A 20158-nucleotide genomic window follows, 5' to 3' on the forward strand; every position below is an offset into this window, starting at 1 on the left:
TAGTAAATGTATGTTAAATTACTCACTATAATAGCACAACCCTTAAACATAAAAAGCAAGTTCACAAAAAATTAAAAATTCTTTTATATAGTGGCTTTTTCGTCATCTAAACGACACATTCTCTATTAAAATTTTAATTTTTAAAATTTTCAGTTGATTTTATCCACTCAAATCCATATAATAATAAAAAGGGTCAGGGGTGGTAACTTTGAAAAATGAAAAATCTTATTCAGAGTCAGTGAAGTCCTTATCAATGAGCGAAATGAAAAACGATGCCGTGGTTCAGGGAATGTTAATTGATATGATTATTCAGGAAGCCGTCCTTACTACCAAAAAGAATATCCTTGCAAAACAGATCGATGAAGCCTTGGATATGAAAAACAAACCTTTATTCTTAAAACTAAGTTCTGAAATGAACGTTTTACTAAAACAATTTGGAAATTAACATTAAGATCAGAAAAGCCTCCCATAATGTCGGGAGGCTTTTCTAATTATCATCACTCTTTATGAAACATCCCCATGACCTCGGCAGTTTCGGTTATATTAACAAAAGCATTCGGATCCACTTCTTTTATCATCGTTTTTACATCGGTTAACTGATAACGTGTAATGACTGTCATCATTACTTTGCTCTTTTCTCCAGAATATGCACCTTCACCATCCATGACTGTAATTCCACGATAAAGGTTGGTCAGGAGCTTCGTTTTCATTTCGTCACTCTTTTTGGTAACGATCATTAATGTTAATTTAATGTGATTGGAATGGATCGTATCGATCACCTTTCCTGCTGCATAAATGGAAATCAGCGTATATAATGCGGCATCCCAACCAAAGATGAATCCTGAGATAACCACCACAACTCCATTCATCACCGAAAGCAATGTACCAAGTGGAAAGTCGCTCTTCTTCGCCAATAGCATGGCAATGATATCAAAACCGCCCGAAGACCCCGAAGCACGAAAGATGATGCCTATGCCAAACCCCGATATGATTCCGCCAAATAAAGAAGACAAAATCGGTTCAGTGGATATTCCGTGAACTGGAATGAGGTATAAACTGACCGAAATCACGACAACTGATAATATCGTATAGGTTATAAAGCGTCTCCCTAATTTCAGGTACCCAAGAATCAGCAACGGCAGGTTCAACAGGAAATTCAATATCCCTGTGTTGACTGGGGTGATGATTCCGAACATGATCGCAAGTCCACTAAGTCCGCTGCTTAAAATTAAATGGGGTATCAAAAATAAGTTGTAGGCTACTGCAACAAGCACTGAGCCTATAGTGATGAAAAGTACATTATACATATCCGATCTCCTTAAAACGAACTGGGAATTTAATTTATTATAGTAGAGAACCTAAGATTTTTTAAAAAAATAGTTTTTTCTGAAAACATCTACAAATTCCCACTTTCCAAAGAAAAAAAGCCAGCTGGTTTTCAGCTGGCTTTCAATCTCCCTTTGTATCTGCATTTTCAACCGTTGAAATCCGCTCGAGCATGGTAGGATGGGAATATCGCAGCCATTTAACCAGGAATGGCGGGTTGACCTGACTCAACCCCGACCTCGTGAGTTCCTGGAACGTCGTGATTGCTGATTCTTTATCCCCGGTCATTTCAATGGCATAACGGTCAGCCCTTGTTTCTTGATATCTGGAAACATAATTGGACAGCGGGCTTGAAGCAAAGAGCAGCACAGACGTTATTAAAAGAAATAATGGGAGAGAAGAAATGCTGTCAACCGAACGGATCTTTAATTGATGGCCCCAGCGACCAATGATAAAATTCATGATTTTCGATGTCAGCCACAAACCGATTAAAGTCAGTCCTAAATAACCTGCAATCCCTATATAAATGTGCTTTTCCACATAATGAGCCATTTCATGTGCCATGATAAAAAGGATTTCATCTTCTTTCAGTTTGTTCAAGGTCGTATCCCAAAGGACTATTCTTGAGTTGGAACCTATGCCGGTCACGTATGCATTCAAGGCATTGGTCTTTTCCGCCATATTTACTTCATACACGTGTTCAGCCGGAATCTCAGCCTGTGAGGCAAGTGCCAATATTTCCGTTTCCAGCTCTTTATTTTTGAGCGGATAGAATTCATTGTAGAGCGGATCAATCAATACAGGCTGAACAAACATCAGGAACAAGGTAAATGGAATGGACAGCATCCAAGCATAGAGCCACCACTTCTTCACACTTTTCTTCATTAACCAATATAAAACGGAAACGATGATGAACATCATCCCAAAATTCACCCAGAATTCGATGACTCCATCCTTCATCCACGAGGTGAAACTTTGTGTACTTATGTGGTAACTCTTGCTCATCCGGTATCCAATGAAACTGATTGGAAACAGTGCCAGGTAAGAAATAATGGAAAGCCAGAATAAGTAAATGCCCGTTCTGATCGCTTTCAGTCTCGAGACTGCCATTGACGATTTTTCAAATGCCTTTGAAAAACCGAATAATAAAATGAAGAAATACAGCAGCCATTCATATGGCGTGGATACGAAAAAAATAAAATTCCGCAGTCCTGAATACTCTTCGCTAAGCTTTAGTTCCCTTGCATTCAGGAATGTTGCAGGATCTGCTGCAGTTCCACGCAAAGCTTCGGGAATGGTGGTATCAGCTCCATAAAAAATATACCAATACATCGCTGCTGCATATAGGATATATAATATAATCGCTCTTCCAGCCCATTTTCTAACCATGATGCCCCTCCTTAAACGAATCTCCCTCTTAATAGTTTAATCCAAAATGGACAGGTTAGAACCGGATTTCCCTTCAATATCATTCTTCCCTTACAATCTCCATCATTTTGTTGATTTTTTATTCTTTATTATCAACCTTAAGATCTCACAGAATACACCTCCAGCCAAAAATGCACATCCGGGATTGGAGGCGGAATGATGATCAGAGACACTAAAAAAACAGAGGGATGTTTAAAGCAACCACTTAATTGCTTAGATGAAAATCGTTTCATCAAAGGTTTTGGTAAGGGCATTATGAAAGAGGCCGATTAACGGAACGGCAGGGCATGTGTAGTCATCCCTTCATCCCGCTTTTTGGAAAACTATACAAAAGTGCCATAAGCTCCGGTCGATTATTAACATTCAGTTTTCTGTAAATACGGCTTATATAGTTTTTTACCGTGCCGATCGATAGAAAAAGTTTTTCTGAAATTTGCTGATTCGTTTCGCCTTGGGTTAGCAGGATAAGCAGTTCATGCTCGCGTTTAGAAAAGACCCCCCATTTTTCTATTGCCTTTTCCAAAGTCACTGGTGATCTTTCAACATCCTGCTGCAGCTTTTTCATTAATATTGATTTAAATGAGGCAGGATAAACTATCTGACCGTTGGCACATTGACGGATTGCCGACATCACTTGTTTCATTCCGCCATCCTGTAACACATAACCTGCTGCACCATGGCATATGGCTTCGATAAGATAATGATTTTCTGAATAGGCAGTAAAAATGAGGAAAGGAGTGAATGGATATTTTTCCTTCAGGATTTGCATGACTTCCTGTCCATACTTTCCTGAAGACCGGGCATCAATAAGAATGACATCTGGTATGGCTGATGAATGATCAGAATCAAGAAGGTCCATTTCATTTCCTGTCTTCCCCATGACCTTAATGTCATCTTCTTTTTCGATGATTCCCTCAAGTCCTCCCTGACCACCATATATCATTAGCTTAATCGACTTCATAACCTCACCTGTTACTTTCTTTATTTGTTATTAATCCGATAATTTTTTGTAATTGTCCGCCGCAAGTAGTTCTATTGGTCTATATTTTACATCATTAATTTACCTGTAACAAATTTAAACTGTTAAATGCTTTAAAAAGTGCTCCTTCTGACAATAAAAAGGCTATCAACCCGTTTGACTTCAGGATGATAGCCTTTTTCTTTGTTCCTCATCTATGAGAGTATCAAGTTTCATGATGCTTTCCTTTGCCCGGGGAAAATCAATTTTGCGATAATGGTGTTTTCCACCTTCTTCTTCATCTTTTTCGTCGGCCCATTTGACGACTTGCTGAAGCGGTGTGCGAATAATATCATTTGAAGGTAAGAACGAATCGGTGTGAAATAAAATGGCGAGGGAAATGGTCTTTGCCTTTATCGGATTTTCTCCCAAGCGGATTAATAGTTTATGTGCTCGTTCTGCTCCTTTGATCGGGTGAATATCATTTTGTTTATATAGATCATAATCCCATTTACCATTGCGATACCAGGTGAAATGACCCATATCATGCAAAAGTCCAGCTTTGGCAGCAATATCAGGGTCGACATTATATTCATTTGCTAAGTGAAACGCATGGTATGCTACCGCAATCGCATGTGCCAGACCTGAACGGTTCAAGTATTTTTGAGCAATGGGATGTGTAAAAATATCCAAAAGCTTTACATCTCTCATCTAACCCCTCCTTACAATTTTGTGGAAATTTTTAATGACAATGATAACTCTTTTCGAAACAAGAATCAAGGTTTTAAGTTCTTCAATATATTTTATGCATCCTCATACACTTTGGTTGTACAAAAAAAAGGACCATTGCCAGTTATAGGCAATGATCTCCTCATGATCAATGTAATTCAGTTTTGCAGTACATGGTTTTTCAAGGAACGTCGCAAAATTTTACCAGTCGCGTTTTTTGGAAGTTCATCCAAAAACTCAATTTTTTCCGGTACCTTATATTTGGCCAAGTGTTCCATGCAATAGGCAAGCAGCTCTTCCTCGGTCAAAGCATTGTTTTTCTTTACCACAAAGCATTTAACCACTTCTCCCTGATTGGGATCGGGAACACCGATGGCTGCTGCCTCAACTACTTCAGGATGGGCATACAAAACCTCCTCCACTTCACGTGGATAGACATTATAGCCACCGACGATGATAAGCTCCTTTTTACGATCTACAATGAAAAAATAGCCTTCATCATCCATCCTGGCTAAATCGCCTGTATATAACCAGCCATTTTTCAAGACAGCGGCTGATTCTTCAGGCATTTTATAATAACCCTTCATTACATTCGGACCTCTGACAATCAATTCCCCTACCCCATTGATCGGAACTTCTTCTCCAAGCTCATTGACCACTTTGTTTTCCACCCTAAGGATGGAGGTTCCGATGGAACCCGCCTTCCTTGGACGGTCCAAAGGATTGAAGCAGGTAACAGGGGAAGCTTCGGATAAGCCATATCCTTCTGAAACCCTGACATTAAATTTCCGCTCGAATGATTCAAGCAGGGACACTGGCATAGCGGATCCGCCCGAGATGCATATCCGCAACGACTTCAAAGCATCCTCTTTCGCATCTGGATATTGGAAAAGAAAGTTATACATCGTAGGCACTCCAGCAAAAACGGTCGCTTCGTATTTTTTGACTTGCCTGAATATTTCCTTTGGACTGAATTGCGGGACAATTAAAAGCGTACCACCGCTTATCAACGGGGCATTCACAACTACCGTTAAACTGAAAACATGGAACATTGGCAATGTCGTAATGACACGGTCACTTTCCGTGATTTTTAAATATTCCCCAATATCATGTGCATTGGAGTAGATATTGGCATGTGTGAGCATGGCCCCCTTTGGTTTCCCCGTAGTTCCCGAGGTATAGAGTATGATTGCCGTATCTTCAGGATCCAGTTCTGGACCTTTAAACCCGTCATCCCCCGATTCGACCATTTTTGTAAACGATTTCATTTTTTGATAGATGTTAAATTTGCTAATCTCCCCATTATCCGGCTGCGTTTCACAAATTACATATTGTTCGACGCTTGAGAGGGTTGGGTTCATTTTCTCTAATAAGGGTAAAAGCTTGTCTAATGCCACAACAACCTTTACATCGCCATTATTCAGGATGTAACCAATCTCGTCAGGTGTGTAAATGGGATTGACGGGAATTACGGTCGCCCCTGCTCGCATAGCTCCATACAACGAAATGATGAAATGTGGAGAGTTGCCTAATAACAGCGCAATGTTATCACCCTTTGTAACACCAAGCCTATGTAATTCGTCTGCGAACTTCGTAACGGCCTTATCCAATTCCCCATATGAAGTGGATTGATCCACAAAGTAATATGCTGGCTTATCCGCCTTTTTTAAAGCCATTTGATGAAGCCGTTCAGATAAATTCATCTTTCTCCCTCCCCTGCAAATAGCATGAATGAATAGTCATTCATTTTTTATGGTGAACTAAATACAGTTTTATTATATTAAAAGAATGCGACCACAGCAAGAATTTTATCCATTTTCAAGAAATTACTGTCATTATTAGGCATAAAAGCCGTCCTATTAAGTCGGGACGGCTTTTCAAGCTTAATATATTAAAGCCAATATTTCTTCTTTTGTTACATTGCCAAAATAATGACGAACATCGATCTCATCCAGTACCCTGCTGATTGCTTCCTTTTCATAGCGTATTCCAGTAAGCTTTTGTTCAATATCCGCAACCTCACCGACCCCGAAGAAATCACCGTAGATTTTACAATTTTCAATGATTCCCCTGTTCACTTCAAGGCGGATATCAACAGATCCCACAGGGAATCTATGCGAGTTTTGCAAGTTGAATTTAGGTGATTTTCCATAATTCCACTCCCAGTTTTGATACCTTTCTTCCGATATTTCGTGAATTTTCTCCCAATCCGTCTCGGTTAAAACATACTCTGTAACCTTACCGCTATCTTTGAAAATATTTTGCAGGAGGAATGAACGGAATTCTTCAACAGACATCGGTTCTTTTAGGAAATCGGCGATATTACCGACACGGCTTCTTATCGATTTAATCCCTTTGGACTCGATTTTATCTTTTTTCACTTTTAAAGCGGATACAATGTGATCCATTTCTGATTGAAACAGCAATGTCCCATGACTGAACATCCTGCCCTTCGTTGAAAACATCGCGTTCCCTGAAATCTTCTTTCCTTCAGCCAGAATATCGTTACGTCCGCTCAATTCAGCATGTATTCCTAGTTTCTCGAGCGTTTCCACGACAGGCTGGGTGAATTTCCTGAAGTTATGGAAACTATCCCCATCATCTCTCGTAATGAAACTGAAATTGAGATTCCCCAGGTCATGATAAACCGCTCCGCCCCCGGAAAGGCGGCGAACAACTGTAATGCCATTTCCATCTACATAATCGGAATTGATTTCTTCAATCGTATTTTGATTTCTTCCTATGATGATTGAAGGACGATTAATGTAAAATAGAAGATAAGTTTCATCTATATCTAAATGTTTAAGCGCATATTCTTCGATGGCCAGGTTAATTCTTGGATCTGTAATTCCCTTATTATCAATAAAAAGCACAGTTGTTCCTCCTTGTAGACTTCATATCCCAGATGTTTTTTTATAGTTGGAATTCGAGATTGGTTTTGGCTACAGCTATTTCCCTTTTGAATACCTCGGATGCTTCTTTTTTCAGTTGATCGAGATTCCCATAATGAGGAAGGTGAGTTAACAGCAATAGCTGGACGTCTGCCTTTTCTGCCAACAGGCCCGCTTCCCTTGCCGTCATATGCCCCGCCTTTGAACCATCCATATCACTATAAAAGTTACTTTCACATAATAAAACATTTGCGTCTTTAGCGAAATCTGCAAGCTCGTCCATATATGAACTGTCCCCTGTGTAAACTATCGAATGATTTTCTGCTTCAATCCTCATTGCAAAACAAGGGACTGGATGTTTTGTTTTCATGAACGTAAATTTACACGGTCCAATGGTTAAGGGTTGATCAGCAGAGTAGGCGATCCCCTTTGTCACGTCTTTATAAGTTAACTTACCGAATTCGACTTCGTCCAAATCATGACCATAAATAGGAATGGTCCTTTTTTCGCTGCCCAATATCTGCTGTATGAACGCAGCGTGCTGCAGGACACCAATATCCGCTACATGATCCGGATGATAGTGGGATAATACAACTGCACCAAGATCCTCTGGCTTCATATGGTTTTGCAGCTGTGATAGAACACCGCTGCCACAGTCAAGCAGAATGCGAAAATCTTCATATTCAAGCAAATAGCCGGAACTTGCCTCATTTTTAGCTGGATATCCGCCCCAGCAGCCAATTACGGTGATTTTCATGCTTAGGCACTCCTTTTTTTCTCTCAATGACTTCCCCATTAATATAAACTATTCTTGCCCTTATTTCACCTTTTTTACTTATGTTATAAAACATTCATTGACATTTTAAATCTGTTATAATACAATAAAACCATAGAAATGAGAATAATAAAAAAATTCAGGAGATGATCTTCATGATTCAAAGTAGCGTTGAGTTCTTTAAAAACCTGCCACCGAAACAATGCACGGAATGCGGAAAAAAAATTGAAGAACAGCACGAATGTTATGGAAACCACTGTGATCATTGCCTTTCTGGAGAGTAGTAGTCTTGTGTTTCACCATCCGCTTCCCAAATAGCAGGATGAATATATATATGTTTCGGTTTCGCAGCTGAAACCAACCCCAATAAAAGAAGAGATACCGATCATCGGTATCTCTTCTTTTATTGAGGTTCATTGCCTTTCAGCAAAAAATAGAATTGTCACGTAACGGATAATCCTTTGAATAAATATATTTTAAATAGTTCAGCAATTTCCTCTTTCTCTAATGGGGCATGGTTCCTTTCCCAATCAAAAATCAGGGCAAGGTACATCTTTAGCATCAGGAAAGCTGTTATCTCTGGATCGCAAGGTTGTACATAGCCCTTATCAATCGCTATTTTTAGTTTGTCCTTAATGTAGGATACAATGGCTTCTTCCATTTCATTAACCATCTCCTGAACGGCTGGCGTACCTATTTCCCGCTCTTCCTGAAGAAGTTTTAATGATAATTGATGTTCCTGCCTGAACTCCAGAATTCGATAAACGGCCCGATGCAGGTTTTCAAAAAAGGAGAGTTGGTCATCCAAAGACTGTTCCGCCTCATACTTCATTTCCTCTATCAACCGCTGAACGATTTCTTTAAACAGCTCTTCTTTATTTTTATAAAAGGTATAAATGGTCCCTTTTCCCACATTGGCAATTTTAGCGACTTGATCCATCGTCGTTGCCTTATAGCCAAAAAGTGAAAACGACTTGGTCGCGGCTTCCAAAATTAATTTTTTACGATCAACAGACATTTCCCACCTCAATCCTGACCAGACGGACAATACAGTCATTATGTTCAACGATATCATATCAAAAATTTTCAGTCTTTTCAATTATATTATCAATTACTTAGAGAAACAATGGCCATCCCCGTTACTGGACAGCCACTTTTCGAAAATAGGGTATTTATTTAAATCAGCAAGGTCAAGTAAAAAGAATGCGTCGCTTTTCCGGTGAATTACCTAACATCAAATGAAAATTTGCAGAGCATATTGCAAGCTTGGTTAAACTAATTTTCTCCTATTGACTGATCACTTTTCCTGTAATCTGTTTAAAATGATCGTGGCCAAAGCATCGATGAATTCAGGTTTAACATTAGGCATATCCGGCCTATAGTAGCCTGCACCAATCTCTTCCGTCACAACCTTACATTCATAATCGTTATCATAAAGGACTTCAAGGTGCTCGGCAACAAAGCCAACAGGAATATAAATGAAAGCTTTATAACCTTTTGCCTGGTGAAGATCTCTGGTTAAATCCTGTACATCAGGTCCCAACCATGGTTCAGGAGTTTGTCCAGCGCTTTGCCAGCCTACTGCATAATTGGTAACCCCTGCGCCTTCGGCAATCATGTCTGCCGTTTCTTTCAGTTGATTTGGATACGGATCTCCCGATTGCAAGATTTTTTCCGGGAGGCTATGTGCCGACACGATCAAAGCGAAATTATCGCGTTCTTCCGAGGTCATTTTCCCGATTACTTCTTTTACTTGGTCTACCCAATATTGGATGAATTTTGGTTCATCATACCAGCTTTCAACGGAAGTGATGGTCAGGTCCCCCAATTTAGCGGCTTCATCCTGGGCACGTCCATTATAAGACTTCACGCTGAATGTTGAAAAATGCGGTGCCAATACTATACTGACCGCTTCTTTGATTCCATCTTCATGCATTTGTTTCACTGCGTCTTCAACAAAAGGTTCAATATGTTTGAGTCCAAGATATGCCTTGAATTCAACTTCCTCCTGAACGGAATTCAATTTCTTTTCAAGCGCTTCAGCTTGTCCTGCCGTTATTTTTGCAAGCGGGGATAATCCACCGATCGCTTCATATCTGCCTTTTAGGTCGGCAATCAATTCGTCGCTTGGCCGTCTCCCATGACGAATATGTGTATAATACCTTTCAATATCCTCTTCAGTGTATGGAGTACCATAAGCCATGACTAAAAGGCCCATTTTTTTTCTTGACATGAAATTACACCTCTTTTAAAGATTTCGTTCTTTCATTGTGCATCCAATTACGGAGTTTTAGCAAATGGTTCGCTCACTTTACTTCATTTTTGAGGAATATTCATGAATGAAAGCGGTCAGCTTCTTCAGTGTTTCCGGATTTACGGAAGGGAAAACCCCATGACCAAGATTAAAGATGTAGCCGTCCTGTTCCATGCCCTGATCCAGGATCCTTTTCGTCCGTTCTTCTATAACATCCCATGATGATAATAGCAGGGCAGGATCAAGATTACCTTGTACCGTTTTCTGGATTCCCATTTGTCTTGCTTCTGTAATTGGCAGTCTCCAATCAAGCCCGACTACATCAATCGGAAGATCATTCCACTCAAGTGCCAAGTGACTTGCGCCGACCCCGAACATGATTAGCGGTACATTTTCTTCACGCAATGAAGAAAAGATACGAGTCATGATCGGCTTGATGAACACGCGGTAATCTTCAACGTTCAGAGCACCCACCCATGAATCAAAGATTTGGACGGCCTTAACGCCGGCTTTGATTTGTGACTTGACATAGATGATGATCATATCCGCCAATTTATCCATTAATGCAAACCAGGCCTTTGGCTCGGAATACATGAAAGCTTTCGTCTTATTGTAGTTTTTGGAGGGGCCGCCTTCAATCATGTATGAAGCAATGGTGAACGGAGCCCCGGAGAAACCGATCAAAGGAACGGACAATTGCTCCGTGGTCAATAATTTAATCGTGTCCAACACATATGGAATGTCTTTCTCTGGGTTCAATTCACCTAATTTTCCAACATCTGTCACCGATTGGATCGGGTTGGATATGACTGGACCGATTCCGGACTTAATCTCAACATCCACACCAATGGCTGGTAGCGGTGTCATTATATCTTTATATAAAATCGCAGCGTCTACGTCATATTGCTCAACTGGCAATCTAGTTACATAAGCGCATAATTCCGGCTGGTGAGTAATTTCAAAAAGTGAGTACTTCTCTTTCAATTTACGGTATTCCGGCTGTGAACGGCCGGCCTGACGCATATACCAAACAGGCACATGATCCGTTTTCTCTCCTCTTGCAGCTTTTAAAAATGTATCATTCGTAATTTCCTTAGACATTAATATCCACCTTTCAAGCAATCACGTTTCTATTTTTATTCATTACCTACATAGAATATCAGAAGGATGTTGAATTTCAAATCGAATCTCCTTAAACTATAGCTTTTTCTATAATAGAAGTATAGCCAACCTATATATTTGTCAAAAAATCGACTTTTTTATACGTACCTTACCGGTTTGCCAGCTTGATGGTTAGTTTGGAAATGGTAAAAGCACTATTCATTGGGTAAAATGGGTATACAGGTACTATATAGTAATTGGAGGGGAAATTATGAATGTATTCATCACATCAGGCACTTACGATTTTTTGAAAATCAAAAAAGATAAGCACCCGAATGAAAAAATATTACTTATGCAAAATCCTGACACTGCAGTACTTTTACATGAAACAACTGGTAAAACGATCTTCAGCTCGCCACGTAAGTATGAAGTGGTTGATGGGAAAGGGAACCTTCAGGATCATGGGTATGTAGTCATGAATAATATCCCTGTAAGTGAGGAAGGAAGGCCGGTATTCGAACATCGTTTTAAAAACAGGGCTGGATTCATTGAAAATGAACCAGGTTTCGTCGCACTTCGTATTCTGCGGCCGATCAACTCTGAAACTTATGTTATTCTAACGATTTGGGAGAAACAAGCTGATTTCCTGAACTGGAAGAATTCCAGTTCCTTTAAGATGGCGCATAACAGCGACTCAAAACCTCCCGTTACGAATTCCAGCCAGAAGATGTTTTCGGGTGAAGCCTATGTAACGCAATACACATTGGTGAAGGATTCCGAAGAATAATCCATTCCTGCTCAATAAAAGGCCCATCCCCTCAAGGATGGGCTTCTTCATAGTAATGCAGAACGATATTTTGAATGCATAATGATCAATAAAACCTATAACAATCCGACAAATTCCTTCTTTATTTCCGGGGAAATGCAACCGATATTTACATATATTTCATTCAAAGTACTCTAGACCCCAGGAATTTATACAATTTAAACAAGGTTAAACTATATGCCGCTCCTAATGCAAAACCTGCCAAAAATAAGGCCCACCATTGCGTGGGTACTTGGAAAACTGAAGCCAGCGGTCTCCATCATATGATTTTCAGGGCGTACTCTTTTAACATGATTTTTTATCCACCCGTTTAATACATCACCCCCGGCAATCCCGATAGAATAGACGGCCATGGTCCAATAATCCTTCTTAATTATCCACAAATATAGAATACATAGTAAGCTTCCAAAACCAATGAACATGGATTTCCCATGATAGGTAATGTACTTGAAGAAAGTGAACGAAAAAGTATTTTTACCTACAGAAAAGAGTTCCGCAATATATGTATCGAATGCTAAAGATTTCTCACTCTGGACTTTATTCATCAAAAAAAAGAATAGCAACAAGCAAAGCGAAACCATAGCAATCCAGGAATATTTATTCATTATATATCTCTCTCCTCAAGGTATTTAATTCACTTTGGATTATTCAGAATATGATATACTATTTACAATTAATCCAATCATTGGGAGGTGCAAAATGATACAGCGATTACACGATCTTCTAGATGGTTCATATGAAGAAATGGTTTCCATCAGGCGTTATCTTCATCAACATCCAGAGCTTTCTTTTCAAGAAACCCAAACGGCGGCCTTCATCGCTGAATTTTATGAAAAACATGGAATCGAACACCGGACGAATGTAGGCGGCAATGGAGTTATTGCCAAGGTCACCGGCAGTAAGCCTGGTAAAACCGTAGCATTGCGCGCTGATTTCGACGCCTTACCCATTCAAGATGAAAAAGAAGTTCACTATAAATCTTCCGTACCCGGGGTAATGCATGCGTGTGGACACGATGGGCATACAGCGACACTCCTTGTCCTTGCAAAAAATCTGAATGAACTGAAGGATGAGCTCGAAGGTGAATATATATTTATCCACCAGCATGCTGAAGAGTATGCTCCAGGAGGCGCCAAACCGATGATTGAAGCTGGCTGCCTTGATGGGGTGGATGTAATTTTCGGCACCCATTTATGGGCCACGGTCCCTACCGGAACAGTCCAATACGCTTTTGGACCCCTTATGGCCGCTGCTGACCGTTTTGAAATCACCATTCAAGGGCAGGGCGGACATGGAGCCCAGCCGCATAAAACCCGTGATGCAATCGTGGTCGGCTCTCAGCTAGTCATGGCCCTACAGCAAATCGTAAGCCGCCGCCTTAACCCAATAGATTCTGCAGTCATTACCGTCGGTTCCTTTGTAGCAGATAATGCCTTTAACGTCATTGCAGATAAGGCAAAAATAATCGGGACCGTCCGCACATTCAAGGAAGATGTCCGTTCATTCATTAACGAAGAAATGGAGCGGATTGTTAAAGGAACCTGCCTAGCTGCGGACTGCACCTATGAATATCAATACTTTCAAGGTTATCCAGCTGTTATTCCACATGTTGAGGAAACTAAATTCCTCATCGAGAGCACTGAGTCCGTCAAGGAAGTTTTAATTACAGAGGAAATTGACCCGGATATGACAGGTGAAGATTTTTCTTATTATTTACAAAATGTAAAAGGTACATTCTTCTTTACGGGAGCCAGGCCAAAAAATGAACATACATATCCACATCATCATCCTTTGTTTGACATTGATGAAAAAGCGATGCTCATTGCAGCCAAAATATTAGGCACTGCAGCGGTGACCTATCACAATAAGAAACAATCATCTCAAAAGGTGAATGAATCTTTATTGCGGTAATGGTAAAGGGACGGCTTATCCCCGTCCCTTACTGTTTACGAAGTCTGATTCGGTAACAATGGACAGCCGTCTCCCCAAGATGTTCCAACAAATGATGGTTCGCATATCCACCGACAGCTGCCCCAAAACCTGGAACGAGCTGAAACATTTTGATGACATCGATGTGATCGCGATATTCCTGCTGAAATTCTTGCCAGTCTATTTCCGGACATTTCCCTGAATCCCATTCCTCTATTACCCGTAATGTTTCCAATTTCTTCTCCTCGCTGGAAAATGCCATCTGGAAGATATGAAGAATGAACAATCGTTCCTCATATTTATTTGGATCGAAACCGTATATACGGGATAGTTCGAATAATAATTTCATCTTTATGCTAAGCAGTAATGGGAAATCAGCCAATCCAATTAAAAGCCCTGCCGCTCCGGTTCCCACACCTTCTATAACCGCCGTTTTCCGATATGCTGTTACAGTTTCCGCAACCCACTCTTCCTTTTGCTGCAAGGTTAATAGCACTACATTTTTTTCTTTAGACATATATTTAGAACCTGATAATACGGCCTCTATCATCCCTTTAATACTATCAGTAATCACTTTGTGCACTCGGTCTGGAATATAACTATTCAATTTGATTTGCGCCTTTTTGGACATCCGCTCAAGCCTGCCGGATTTCTTGGCTACTTTCTTTTTCCATGATGCTAGTTCAGATAATGCCTTTTGTTCATATTCATCCATCATTTAACACCTCCGTTAAATATGTATATACCCCCTATGAGGCTTTTAGTTTCAATTTTCATTTCTTAAAAGAAAAAGCTGATTTTATGAAAAATCAGCTTCGCTTAAAAGTTTTTAATTTTCTTTGCTGCATAAATTTTAAAACCGAATATGAAAACAAGCCCCATTGCCAAGGCGGCTAAAGCGGACATCCATTCCCCTTTCACTAACAGGACCAAACTGAAGACAAGGTCCTCAAATAATAGGAAATAGGAAATTAGCTTTATGACTGCAGATTCTCTCATTTTTGCTGGCAATGGATACAATGAGACCCATACTTTCCATTCATGTGCCTTCCAAACCGGCAGCAGTTGCAGGGCTGTCATGAATAGGAACATGAACGTAACAATCAAATGTGCCCATATGTTAGTGAATACACTTAAAATCACGGAGCCCATGATCGTTAAACGAAAACAAAGTCCCACATAATCATTGGATCGCAGCAGTGTACGGGCGTAAAGATAGGTATAAGTTGATTTATCACCATACGGAATGAGTGATAATAGCCAGTCCATCCATTTCCTTCTCGCTACTTTCCCTTTCAAATGAGGAACATCAGTGAACATGTTCGCTATTCGATAGAAAGAATTCATCCGTTTGTTTTCCAGTTCCACCAGTCGTTCCCACTTCAGCACGAAACCTTTAGTTGCGCTTCGGTAATACATGTAAAGTGCTAACAATAATAAGAAGGTTATAAGTGCAAACAGTATATTTGCCCTTGAACAGATGAAATAAAGAATCACTCCATTAAGTAAAAAGCGGATGAGAGAGTCCCAATGGCTCACTGATGTATCCTGATATTTCAATACCAGCCAGCGCATGGTTAAATTCAAAAACTTCAAAATAAGCAAAACGACCAGGATGATTCCAAGGTCCTTACCTCCTGCACCCGTAACCTTCGAATACATCGGTATCGATGCAATCAGGACAACCAGAAGAATAAAGCTTTGCATGACCCAACTTAATATCAATGAATTCTTGAAATAGCTTCTCAACTTCGTTTCAAGCGGAAGCAGGAATACCGTATCAGGTTCTTTCAAGAATGTATTTATCGGGCTTCTGGTTACAATGATCGATAACACAAAGGCCATGATCAATTCAGCCGGGAAATCACTGTTTAACGTCTTCACCCAATCACTGTAATAATAAGCCAACCCACCAAGAACCAATACCATGACAAAAACAAGATGGCCATTAAAGATATAACGAAGATATTTTTGCGTTTCATTTATATAGCCTAAATATCTTTCCTTCCAGAGACTTTGACTATTCATGACCGATTTCTTCTTTCGTCAATTGGATATATAAATCGTCCAGAGTTGCCCCTGGCATGGAAAATTGTTGACGAAGCTGCTCAAGATCGCCTTTCGCCCGAATCTCACCATTATGCAGTATGATGAAAGAATCACAATACCTCTCAGCTGTCGCCAGTATGTGTGTAGACATTAAAATTCCCGCTCCGCTCTCTTTCATCTTCCTCATCAAATCAAGCAGGGATTGAATGCCTAGGGGATCAAGACCTACGAAGGGTTCATCGACGATATATAAAGACGGCTGTACTAAAAAGGCGCACATTATCATCACCTTTTGCTTCATTCCCTTTGAAAAATGGGCCGGGAACCATTTAAGCCTTTTCTCCATATGGAATTCCTTTAACAGAACGTCCATCCTTTCTTTATATGTGGCTTCCTCCAAACCATGTGCCATGGCTGTAAGCTTTAAATGCTCCTCAAGTGTAAGCTCATCATACAAAATTGGCGTTTCTGGAACATAAGTGAATTGTTTTCGATATGTATCCGGGTCCTGGGCAAGTGTTTTACCATGAATCGAGACGCTTCCGCCTTTCGGCTCCATGAGTCCGATGATATGTTTAATCGTCGTACTTTTCCCAGCCCCGTTAAGCCCAATTAACCCAACTAGCTCATTTGGCTGAATGTCAAAACTTATTCCTTTTAACACGGGCGTTTTCGTGTATCCGCCCACTAATTGCTTTATTTCCAATAAGGACATATAAACGATCCTTTCTATATAGAGGTTCTTATTTCCATTTTATCAAATTCTCCTGCTTTTATATAGTCGAGTGTTCCCGGAACTAAATTTCCATAAATAACTAATTATATTTTCCCAGCTTGTTGGTCATCATAAATAAGGAAGAAGGGGTTAGTCATTACGTGTGATTCACATCATATTGTAAATGAGGTGTCAGTTAAAGACGTATTACACTGAAATACCCATAAGTTTTATTACAAATGATTTACATCATATTGTAAATGAGGTGTCAGTTAAAGACGTATTACTGAATTTAACCAGAAGCTTCATAAAAAAATCGTTTCGAGCAAGGAGATGGTTCTCTTGCACGTAAAAGCAGAAAAATCATTCAATAATTATCAATTATGCTTTGAAAGTTGATGAAACTTTAAAGATATAGGAGATGGTTGCTTTGAATGGAAAATCTCTAATCAGATAATAACCGTATTTTACTACAATGTAGATGAGGTGTTTGTCGCAGAGAATTTATGCTAATGCGAATTTTGAAGCAAAACCCCCTTTTTCGACAGGCAGGGTGCAACTTATGTTGCATCCTGTTTTTATGATTTTTCCTTTTCTCAAAGATTCAAGCTATGGTACGATTAACCAAATACATTAACTTTTAAAGGAGCGTTTTTAATGAGTGATTGCATTTTTTGCAAAATAATCGATGGGGAAATTCCAAGTAGTAAAGTTTTCGAAAATGAACATGTATTGGCCTTTCTCGATATCAGTCAAGTAACAAAAGGCCATACGCTGGTAATACCTAAAGTACATAAGGAAAACCTTTATGAGTTGACACCTGAGATCGCCAAGAACCTCTTTGAAGTGGTGCCGGAAATTGCCCGCGCCATGAAGCAGGAATTCCAACCTGTAGGCCTGAACCTTTTAAATAATAACGGTGAAGCTGCAGGACAGTCCGTTTTCCATTTTCATATGCATTTAATTCCTCGGCATGGGAAAGGTGACGGCTTTGGTGCTGTTTGGAAAACCAATACCAGCGACTATACACCAGATGACCTGAAACAAATCGCTGACTCCATTGCACAGCATTTAAAATGAGACTGTAATGGCCTGTGAAGAAGGTTTCTTTCTCCTTTCCAATCGGCAATTGAACTTTGACTGAACGCTGGTTGCATGAAAAAAACAATGATCCCGATTTGGTCCTCACTTTAAAGTGCAGGACCTTTTTTACATTGGCCTAACATTAAAATGGATTGTCACTTAAAATTCTAAATTTTCCTCCTATTGATTTTAGTTTTCTGGTAGGATATATGAATAGTCTCAAATACTTTATCACATAGTCGTATAGGAGGAAAAAAATTGAAACGTGCACGCAATTTTAACGCTGGGCCAGCCGCCCTTCCCTTAGAAGTTTTACAAAGAGCTCAAAACGAATGGTTGAATATTGAGGATTCCGGTATGTCCGTCATGGAATTAAGCCATAGAAGTTCGGAATTCGAAAAAATTCATAACCATGCCATTCAATCATTAAAAGACCTTATGGAAATTCCTGAAAATTATGAAGTTCTCCTGCTGCAAGGAGGAGCAAGTCTACAATTTTCCATGATTCCCATGAACATTTTGAAAGATGGAAAAAGGGCAGATTATGTACTCACTGGTTCTTGGTCGGAAAAAGCATTAAAAGAAGCCAAAAAGGTTGGTGAAACGGCCGTAGTCGCTTCATCCAAAGATGAAAAATATACGTTCATCCCTAAAGTCGAAGACATTCAATTGAATGATGATGCTGCATATCTTCATATCACAAGCAATAATACGATTTACGGAACACAATGGAAGGATTTCCCGGAAACGGGCAACATTCCTTTAGTAGCCGATATGTCAAGTGATATTCTCAGCAAAAAGATTGATATTAGTAAATTCGGCATCATCTATGCAGGTGCACAAAAGAATCTAGGTCCATCGGGTATCACGGTCGTTATCATCCGTAAAGATTTAATAACGGATAATGACAAAATCCCATCCATGATGAACTACTCTATCCATTCAAAAAATGATTCTTTATACAACACCCCTCCGACATTGGCCATTTACTTATTGTCCCTTGTGTTGGATTGGGCAAAAGAACAGGGCGGCGTGGAAAAGATTGCTGAAGTCAATGAAGAAAAAGCAAAAGTCATTTACGATGCCATCGACGGCAGTGATGGTTTTTATAAAGGTCATGCCCTGCCGGACAGCCGTTCATTAATGAATGTAACGTTCACGCTTCCGTCTGAAGAAGCTGAAGTACAATTCCTTAAAGAAGTGAAGCAAGCCGGATTCGTAGGACTGAACGGTCACCGTTCCATCGGCGGCTGCAGAGCATCCATCTATAATGCGGTCCCTCTATCCCATTGCCAGGACCTTGCTGATTTCATGAAGAAATTCCAAGAATCGTATAAAGCGAAGGAAGCTCAAACCCTTTAATTCAAACAAATATAACTTCTAAAAAAATAGGTCTTATGATATACTATTTTAAACTTCTTGCAACAGGCAATAGTGCATTGTTGAAGAAAAGCTGTTAGTTGAGATGAGAATAGGAGAGATGAGTAAATGAAAACGAAAACCCTTGTGTCACTGTCCCTATTAATCGGGATTGGGGCTGCCCTGCATTTTATCGTACCTGGATTCTTCCTTGGCATGAAACCGGATATGATGCTGTTAATGATGTTTTTGGCGATTACCCTGTTTCCCGCGAAGAAGAATGTATTCATTGTCGCCCTGGCAGCAGGAGCCATCTCTGCCATGACAACTACATTTCCAGGAGGACAGATCCCAAATATCATAGACAAATTGGCAACAGCCTTCCTGTTTTACCTTTTATTCATCAGTCTTAAGAAGTTTTCAACATCCGTTGTCACCGTTAGTATCTTGACTGCCGTTGGAACAATGATTTCCGGCGCTGTCTTCCTTGGTTCGGCTTATTATATCGTTTCCCTTCCAGGGCCTTTCGTTGCACTTTTCGGCGCTGTTGTACTTCCTGCCGTGCTTTTAAATACAGTTGCGATGGTCATCATTTATCCAATCGTGAACGGCATCGTTAGAAAATCAAATATACCCATTAATGCTTAAGCAGCAGGATCATCATACCTAAAAAAGCACCGGAAACTCCGGTGCTTTTTTTTCCAATCATATGAAACTGGAATTCTAGCAAGAATC

Annotated in this window: 21 protein-coding genes; 7 read left to right on the forward strand and 14 right to left on the reverse strand. The window is 40.0% G+C overall.

Translation table 11 applies throughout. The features are described from left to right. The first annotated feature begins 208 nt into the window (after positions 1 to 208). Complete coding sequence (locus ACIQ0C_RS18735; RefSeq protein ID WP_251437004.1) at positions 209 to 445, forward strand: IDEAL domain-containing protein; 237 nt, start codon at positions 209 to 211, stop codon at positions 443 to 445. A 52-nt stretch (positions 446 to 497) separates the two neighbouring features. Here ACIQ0C_RS18735 and ACIQ0C_RS18740 read toward each other — a convergent pair whose 3' ends face one another. From ACIQ0C_RS18740 to ACIQ0C_RS18770, 7 genes are all read right to left on the reverse strand, one after another. After that, complete coding sequence (locus tag ACIQ0C_RS18740; protein ID WP_251433446.1) at positions 498 to 1307, reverse strand: YitT family protein; 810 nt, start codon at positions 1305 to 1307, stop codon at positions 498 to 500. 142 nt (positions 1308 to 1449) lie between these two features. Next, positions 1450 to 2715 (reverse strand): M48 family metallopeptidase, encoded by a 1266-nt coding sequence (locus ACIQ0C_RS18745; protein ID WP_402836563.1) that lies wholly within the window; start codon positions 2713 to 2715, stop codon positions 1450 to 1452. Positions 2716 to 3049: 334 nt separating this feature from the next. Next, positions 3050 to 3715, reverse strand: coding sequence for a LuxR C-terminal-related transcriptional regulator (locus ACIQ0C_RS18750; RefSeq protein ID WP_403062665.1), 666 nt, complete (start codon positions 3713 to 3715; stop codon positions 3050 to 3052). Between the two features lie 180 nt (positions 3716 to 3895). Next, positions 3896 to 4423 carry an HD domain-containing protein gene (locus ACIQ0C_RS18755; protein WP_034314654.1) on the reverse strand — a complete coding sequence of 176 codons (528 nt, stop codon included), beginning with the start codon at positions 4421 to 4423 and terminating at the stop codon, positions 3896 to 3898. Positions 4424 to 4599: 176 nt separating this feature from the next. Further along, positions 4600 to 6144, reverse strand: a complete 1545-nt coding sequence (locus tag ACIQ0C_RS18760; RefSeq protein ID WP_402836568.1) for a fatty acid--CoA ligase family protein — start codon at positions 6142 to 6144, stop codon at positions 4600 to 4602. 180 nt (positions 6145 to 6324) lie between these two features. Continuing rightward, positions 6325 to 7314: a lipoate--protein ligase gene (lplA, locus tag ACIQ0C_RS18765; protein ID WP_403062668.1), complete on the reverse strand. Its 990-nt coding sequence runs from the start codon at positions 7312 to 7314 to the stop codon at positions 6325 to 6327. 40 nt (positions 7315 to 7354) lie between these two features. After that, positions 7355 to 8089 carry an MBL fold metallo-hydrolase gene (locus tag ACIQ0C_RS18770; RefSeq protein WP_402836572.1) on the reverse strand — a complete coding sequence of 245 codons (735 nt, stop codon included), beginning with the start codon at positions 8087 to 8089 and terminating at the stop codon, positions 7355 to 7357. Positions 8090 to 8262: 173 nt separating this feature from the next. On the opposite strand from ACIQ0C_RS18770, the gene yhfH reads away from it, so the two are divergent. Beyond that, positions 8263 to 8391, forward strand: a complete 129-nt coding sequence (yhfH, locus tag ACIQ0C_RS18775) for a protein YhfH (RefSeq protein WP_065310849.1) — start codon at positions 8263 to 8265, stop codon at positions 8389 to 8391. Between the two features lie 158 nt (positions 8392 to 8549). On the opposite strand, the gene ACIQ0C_RS18780 is transcribed toward yhfH, so the two are convergent. The 3 genes from ACIQ0C_RS18780 to hemE all read right to left on the reverse strand — a co-directional run bounded on the left by ACIQ0C_RS18780 (position 8550) and on the right by hemE (position 11462). Continuing rightward, positions 8550 to 9125, reverse strand: coding sequence for a TetR/AcrR family transcriptional regulator (locus tag ACIQ0C_RS18780; protein WP_403062671.1), 576 nt, complete (start codon positions 9123 to 9125; stop codon positions 8550 to 8552). Between the two features lie 279 nt (positions 9126 to 9404). Further along, positions 9405 to 10340 (reverse strand): ferrochelatase, encoded by a 936-nt coding sequence (gene hemH / locus ACIQ0C_RS18785; RefSeq protein ID WP_034314663.1) that lies wholly within the window; start codon positions 10338 to 10340, stop codon positions 9405 to 9407. A gap of 78 nt (positions 10341 to 10418) precedes the next feature. Continuing rightward, entirely contained in the window at positions 10419 to 11462 is a 1044-nt protein-coding gene (gene hemE, locus ACIQ0C_RS18790; protein ID WP_403062674.1) for a uroporphyrinogen decarboxylase, read from the reverse strand. 271 nt (positions 11463 to 11733) lie between these two features. Between hemE and ACIQ0C_RS18795 the strand changes: the two genes are divergently transcribed. Next, positions 11734 to 12249 (forward strand): antibiotic biosynthesis monooxygenase family protein, encoded by a 516-nt coding sequence (locus ACIQ0C_RS18795; RefSeq protein WP_402836577.1) that lies wholly within the window; start codon positions 11734 to 11736, stop codon positions 12247 to 12249. Positions 12250 to 12461: 212 nt separating this feature from the next. Here ACIQ0C_RS18795 and ACIQ0C_RS18800 read toward each other — a convergent pair whose 3' ends face one another. After that, positions 12462 to 12893 (reverse strand): phosphatase PAP2 family protein, encoded by a 432-nt coding sequence (locus ACIQ0C_RS18800; protein ID WP_403062677.1) that lies wholly within the window; start codon positions 12891 to 12893, stop codon positions 12462 to 12464. Between the two features lie 94 nt (positions 12894 to 12987). Between ACIQ0C_RS18800 and ACIQ0C_RS18805 the strand changes: the two genes are divergently transcribed. Beyond that, entirely contained in the window at positions 12988 to 14199 is a 1212-nt protein-coding gene (locus tag ACIQ0C_RS18805; RefSeq protein ID WP_403062680.1) for a M20 family metallopeptidase, read from the forward strand. Positions 14200 to 14227: 28 nt separating this feature from the next. On the opposite strand, the gene ACIQ0C_RS18810 is transcribed toward ACIQ0C_RS18805, so the two are convergent. From ACIQ0C_RS18810 to ACIQ0C_RS18820, 3 genes are all read right to left on the reverse strand, one after another. Then, positions 14228 to 14935 carry an EcsC family protein gene (locus tag ACIQ0C_RS18810; RefSeq protein ID WP_403062683.1) on the reverse strand — a complete coding sequence of 236 codons (708 nt, stop codon included), beginning with the start codon at positions 14933 to 14935 and terminating at the stop codon, positions 14228 to 14230. Positions 14936 to 15036: 101 nt separating this feature from the next. After that, positions 15037 to 16245 (reverse strand): ABC transporter permease, encoded by a 1209-nt coding sequence (locus ACIQ0C_RS18815; protein ID WP_403062686.1) that lies wholly within the window; start codon positions 16243 to 16245, stop codon positions 15037 to 15039. Beyond that, positions 16238 to 16981, reverse strand: coding sequence for an ABC transporter ATP-binding protein (locus tag ACIQ0C_RS18820; protein WP_402836587.1), 744 nt, complete (start codon positions 16979 to 16981; stop codon positions 16238 to 16240). Before ACIQ0C_RS18820 ends, ACIQ0C_RS18815 begins: the two co-directional genes overlap by 8 nt. 657 nt (positions 16982 to 17638) lie before the next feature. Here ACIQ0C_RS18820 and ACIQ0C_RS18825 point away from each other — a divergent pair. From ACIQ0C_RS18825 to ACIQ0C_RS18835, 3 genes are all read left to right on the forward strand, one after another. After that, a complete protein-coding gene (locus ACIQ0C_RS18825; protein ID WP_403062689.1) occupies positions 17639 to 18061 on the forward strand; it encodes an HIT family protein in 423 nt (140 codons plus the stop codon). A gap of 261 nt (positions 18062 to 18322) precedes the next feature. Then, entirely contained in the window at positions 18323 to 19426 is a 1104-nt protein-coding gene (serC, locus tag ACIQ0C_RS18830) for a 3-phosphoserine/phosphohydroxythreonine transaminase (RefSeq protein ID WP_402836591.1), read from the forward strand. 126 nt (positions 19427 to 19552) lie between these two features. Continuing rightward, a complete protein-coding gene (locus ACIQ0C_RS18835; protein WP_076367276.1) occupies positions 19553 to 20071 on the forward strand; it encodes a tryptophan transporter in 519 nt (172 codons plus the stop codon). The last annotated feature ends 87 nt before the right edge of the window (positions 20072 to 20158 follow it).

This window comes from Peribacillus sp. NPDC096448 (assembly GCF_044762675.1).
Taxonomy (GTDB): domain Bacteria; phylum Bacillota; class Bacilli; order Bacillales; family DSM-1321; genus Peribacillus; species Peribacillus frigoritolerans_B.